This is a genomic window from Desulfovibrio sp., from assembly GCF_035644575.1.
GTDB lineage: Bacteria > Desulfobacterota > Desulfovibrionia > Desulfovibrionales > Desulfovibrionaceae > Desulfovibrio.
This window is the reverse complement of sequence record NZ_DASQOG010000015.1, coordinates 1-2,180: the sequence shown is the minus strand read 5'-3', so window position 1 is coordinate 2,180 and position 2,180 is coordinate 1. Positions and strand designations below refer to the sequence as shown.

2 protein-coding genes are annotated in these 2,180 nt (G+C 60.2%); both read right to left on the bottom strand.

All coding sequences use genetic code 11. The features are described from left to right. Positions 1–368 precede the first annotated feature (368 nt). Positions 369–1,064, bottom strand: a complete 696-nt coding sequence (gene cmk / locus VEZ52_RS00655; protein ID WP_291445707.1) for a (d)CMP kinase — start codon at positions 1,062–1,064, stop codon at positions 369–371. Next, positions 1,061–2,179: a histidinol-phosphate transaminase gene (hisC, locus tag VEZ52_RS00650; protein ID WP_324835094.1), complete on the bottom strand. Its 1,119-nt coding sequence runs from the start codon at positions 2,177–2,179 to the stop codon at positions 1,061–1,063. Before hisC ends, cmk begins: the two co-directional genes overlap by 4 nt. Between the last annotated feature and the right edge of the window lies 1 nt (position 2,180).

Sequence of the window (2,180 nt, the reverse complement as noted above, 5' to 3'; positions counted from 1 at the left end):
TATTGATTTCGTAATCCAGTTGATTGCTCATGGTATCCTCCCCAACTGAGGCTGGTTTGTGGTCGGGCGCTTTATGCGCCACTGACTTGCTTTTTTATATGCACTGAACGTGCCAATAGTAAAAGAGTGCAATAAATACAGCGAGCTGATTTGCCGTTTGTGCAAAATGCACATCAGGGTGGCGGCTTTGCCCCCCCGTAAAGCGCCAAAGCCTTGGCGCTCAGGGGCGCGGCGCAGGCAGGATTTTCCTGGTTGGGCAATTCTTGCCGCTGCATTTTGCGGGCAGCCAAGGGGAAACAAAAGAAGGCCGAACCATGAAACGGTTCGGCCTTTAAGGGTGCGAATTGGTGTGCGGATTACTGTGCGCGTCAGGCGGAGCGAAGGCTCTGCGTACCGCCATGCACGTTGATGTGGTGCAGGATGACGCCAAGTACCCCCTCAATGTCAAGGTGGGACGTGTCCACAATCAGCGAATCCTGCGCGGGGCGCAGAGGGGCCACGGCTCGGTTGCGGTCAAGGGCGTCGCGCTGGCGGATCTGTTCGGTCAGTGTGGCGAGATCCGCTTTCTGCCCGCTGGACTCAAGGTCGTGCAGACGGCGCATGGCGCGTACCTCGGGCGCTGCATCCAGAAAAAACTTGAAGCGCGCGTCGGGAAAAACCACTGTTCCCATGTCGCGCCCTTCGGCCACCAGCGGGTACTGCTCGCCAATGGCACGCTGGGTGGCGCGCAGAATTTCGCGCACCACAGGCACGGTGGCTATGCGGGCCGCCAGCATGCCCACGGCCTCGGTGCGCACCTCGCCCCGCACGGCAACGCCGTTGCAGAACAGGGTGGACTGCTGCCCAAGGCCCGAAAGGGTGAACGTCCACTCCGCGCAGCGGGTGCGCAGTTCTTCTTCCGGTAATGTTTCCGCCCCGGCGCCCAGCTTGAGCGCCATACAGCGGAACATGGCCCCGGTATCAAGGTAGGAAAGGCCAAGCCCTTCGGCCACACGCCGGGCCAGCGTGGTTTTGCCCACGCCTGCCGGACCGTCAAGCGTCACCACAGGAAGCCGCGCGCTCATGCCTTATCCCCTTTATGGGCAATAATATTTGCCATGGCGGAAAGGAAGGCGAGGTTTTCCTGCTGGTTGCCAATGCTGACGCGCAGCAGATCCGGCAAACCGTAGCTCTTGAGCGGGCGGATGATGATGCCGCGCGCGAGCAGGGTTTCAAAGCATTCGGCAGCGGTGAGCGCGCCCTCGGGCATGCCGAACATCAAAAAGTTCGCTTCGCTCGGCCACACCTTGCAGCCCAGTGCGGTCAGGCCCGCAAACAGCTCCTTGCGGCCTGTGCGCACGGCATCCTGGGTGGCGTTGTAAAAGGTGTCATCAGCCAGAGCCGCCAAAGCCGCTTCCTCCGCCAGAATGTTGACAGAGAAGGGCAGGCGTGCGCGCCAGACAAAATCCGCCAGATGGTCAGGCAAAATGCCATAACCCACGCGCATGCCCGCAAGCCCGAAACTTTTGGAAAACGTGCGCATAAAGGCCGTGTTGCTTGGCATGATGCCGCTCGCCAGCATGGATGCGTTTTTTTCATTTTCGGCAAAATCCACGTAGGCTTCGTCCACCACCAGCAAGCAGTCGGGGGCCTTTTGCGCCAGATCGCGCGCAAGGGCCTCCACGGCAGCGCGCGGGGGGCAAAAGCCCGAGGGATTGTCGGGCGTGGTCACAAAAACAATGCGCGTGTTGTCGTCCACCAGTTCCAGCAGGGCGGCAAAGTTGAAGGAAAAATCTTCCTCAAGCGGTTGCCGCCGGATTTCCACGCCGCAAATACGTCCCTGAATGGGGTAAATGCTGAAACAGGGGTTGAAACACACAATGTTGTGCGCGCCGGGGATCGCCAGAATGCGGATAAGCAGGTCAATGATTTCGTCCGAACCGTTGCCCACAACCACGCGGTGCTCGTCAACGCCGTGTCGCTGCCCCAACGCCTTTGCCAGTCGCGGATTGCCGCCCTGCGGATACCGAAAGGCCCCGGCCGCGTGGCGTTCCACAGCCTCGCGGGCCAGAGGGGGCATGCCCAGCGGGTTTTCGTTGCTGGCCATCTTGATAACCTGGGGCAGGTTGTACTTATCCTGGATTTCGGCAATGGAAAGGCCGGGAACATAGGCCTTGAGGGCCATAATTTCCTGGCGCACA